Raw genomic sequence first — 2,368 nt, 5'->3', positions numbered from 1 at the left:
GCAGGACGCAGCCACAGCCCCACCCGGCCAAGCTGGGCCGCGTGGAGGCCACGCATCCGGGAGGCCTGGATCAATCGCAGCACTTCAACTTGCTTCTTCTCGTGCTCACTGCTCACGCTCCCGGCGGAAACCGGTTGAGCGCGGCGCTGGTTCTTTGCCAGCAGCACGAAATGATCGCGAATTGTGGAGTGCGAAACATCAGTGGCAGAGTTGCCGTCGGCAGGCAACTTCTGAAAGTAGGTGCGCCACTCTTCTGGCACAGCGTTAGGGTCGTGCAGGTAGAGCTCATAAAGCTCTTCCACATAGGCAGCGTTTCCACCTGAAAGGTAGGCGCTGTTCCACATGCGCTGCATCACGCTTTCTTGCATGCTTGGTCACCCTCGGTTAGGGGAACACCATCGGCGTCGACACCGAGCAAACTTGCAGAAGTCCGAATGCAGCGACTAAAACAAGCCACTTAGGATCACACTGATAGTCCGGGTACCAGCCCGGATGCCCCTGCTTGTCTCATTTCTTCAAAATAAGAGCGGCAGCTTGTGGCTGCTGCTCTGGTTATAGCCATGACGCGGGTTGAAGCCCGCGCCACAGCCTCTACGGTACAGCGGTTACAGCAGCTGAATCACACGCCGCTCGAAAGCAGCATGTTACGGATGTGACCGATGGCCTTAGTCGGGTTCAGGCCTTTCGGACATACGTTGACGCAGTTCATGATGCCCCGGCAGCGGAATACGCTGAACGGGTCATCGAGCGAAGCCAGACGCTCGGTAGTCTTGGTGTCACGGCTGTCTGCCAGGAAGCGATAAGCTTGCAGCAGTGCAGCTGGACCCAGGAACTTGTCCGGGTTCCACCAAAAGGACGGGCACGAAGTCGAGCAGCAAGCGCACAGGATGCACTCGTACAGACCGTCGAGCTTTTCACGCTCTTCTGGCGACTGCAGACGCTCGATGGCCGGAGCCGGCGTGTCGTTCTGCAGGTAAGGCTTCACCTTCTCGTATTGCTTGTAGAAGATGCTCATATCGACGACCAGGTCACGAATAACCGGCAAACCTGGCAGTGGACGAACAACCAACTTGTTACCTTTTACAACAGCAGACAGCGGCGTGATGCACGCCAGACCGTTCTTGCCGTTGATGTTCATGCCGTCGGAACCGCAAACACCTTCACGGCAAGAGCGACGATAGGAGAATCCCTCGTCCTGCTCTTTGATCAGGGCCAGTACGTCCAGCACCATCAGATCTTTACCACCGGTATCGATCTGGAATTCCTGCATGAACGGCGCGGCGTCCTGATCAGGGTTGTAACGATAAACGCTGACTTGCAACATGGCGGCCACCCTTAATAAGTCCGAATCTTAGGTTCAAAAGTCGGAACAGTCTTCGGCGAGAAGTTCACGGCACGCTTGGTGACGCGCTTGTCACCCGGGAAGTACAGGGTGTGGCACAGCCAGTTTTCGTCGTCACGGTCTTCGAAGTCTTCACGGGCGTGAGCACCGCGCGACTCTTTGCGGACTTCAGCGGCGATGGCGGTAGCTTCAGCCACTTCCAGCAGGTTTTGCAGTTCCAGCGCTTCGATACGGGCAGTGTTGAACGCCTGCGACTTATCGTTGATCTTCACGTTGGCGATGCGGGTACGCAGGTCAGCAAGCTGAGCGATACCTTTCTGCATGTATTCGCCGGTACGGAACACACCGAAGTAGTTCTGCATGCAGTTCTGCAGCTCGCGACGCAGGGTTGCCACGTCTTCACCGTCGGTACGGCTGTTCAGCGCGTTCAGACGCGACAGGGCAGCTTCGATGTCGGCTTCGGTAGCGTCGTCGTATTCGATGCCGTCGGTCAGGGCTTTTTCCAGGTGCAGGCCAGCAGCGCGGCCGAATACCACCAGGTCGAGCAGCGAGTTGCCGCCCAGACGGTTGGCACCGTGAACCGATACGCAAGCCACTTCGCCTACCGCGAACAGACCAGGAATGATCTGATCGACGCCTTCAGCGTTCTGGGTGATCGCCTGGCCGTGAATGTTGGTGGCAACGCCGCCCATCATATAGTGGCAAGTCGGAACAACCGGAACCGGCGCAACAACCGGGTCAACGTGAGCGAAAGTCTTCGACAGTTCGCAGATGCCTGGCAGACGGCTGTGCAGTACTTCCTCGCCCAGGTGGTCGAGCTTGAGCAGTACGTGATCGCCATTCGGACCGCAACCGTTGCCGGCGATGATTTCTTTAACCATCGAGCGAGCAACCACGTCACGACCGGCAAGGTCTTTGGCGTTCGGAGCATAGCGCTCCATGAAACGCTCGCCGTGCTTGTTGATCAGGTAACCACCTTCACCACGGCAACCTTCGGTAACCAGTACCCCGGCGGCGGCGATGCCG

Annotated in this window: 2 protein-coding genes and 1 pseudogene; all 3 read right to left on the bottom strand. The window is 57.8% G+C overall.

Annotated elements, in window-relative coordinates; all coding sequences use genetic code 11:
* Nucleotides 1–368: pseudogene (locus tag ACIPZE_RS28825) on the bottom strand (2-oxoglutarate dehydrogenase E1 component); the annotation flags it as partial.
* Between the two features lie 251 nt (nucleotides 369–619).
* Nucleotides 620–1,324: a succinate dehydrogenase iron-sulfur subunit gene (locus ACIPZE_RS28820; RefSeq protein WP_129391067.1), complete on the bottom strand. Its 705-nt coding sequence runs from the start codon at nucleotides 1,322–1,324 to the stop codon at nucleotides 620–622.
* Between the two features lie 11 nt (nucleotides 1,325–1,335).
* Nucleotides 1,336–2,368 (bottom strand): FAD-binding protein (locus tag ACIPZE_RS28815; RefSeq protein WP_400776822.1); only part of this gene is annotated, 1,033 nt, incomplete at its 5' end.

This window comes from Pseudomonas sp. NPDC089741, assembly GCF_044748825.1.
Taxonomy (GTDB): Bacteria; Pseudomonadota; Gammaproteobacteria; order Pseudomonadales; family Pseudomonadaceae; genus Aquipseudomonas; species Aquipseudomonas helmanticensis.
This window is presented reverse-complemented; position numbering and strand designations above follow the sequence as displayed.

Bases quoted from the DNA above. Each gene is read 5' to 3' on its own strand.
- ACIPZE_RS28820 (WP_129391067.1), bottom strand. From the start codon at position 1,324: ATGTTGCAAGTCAGCGTTTATCGTTACAACCCTGATCAGGACGCCGCG.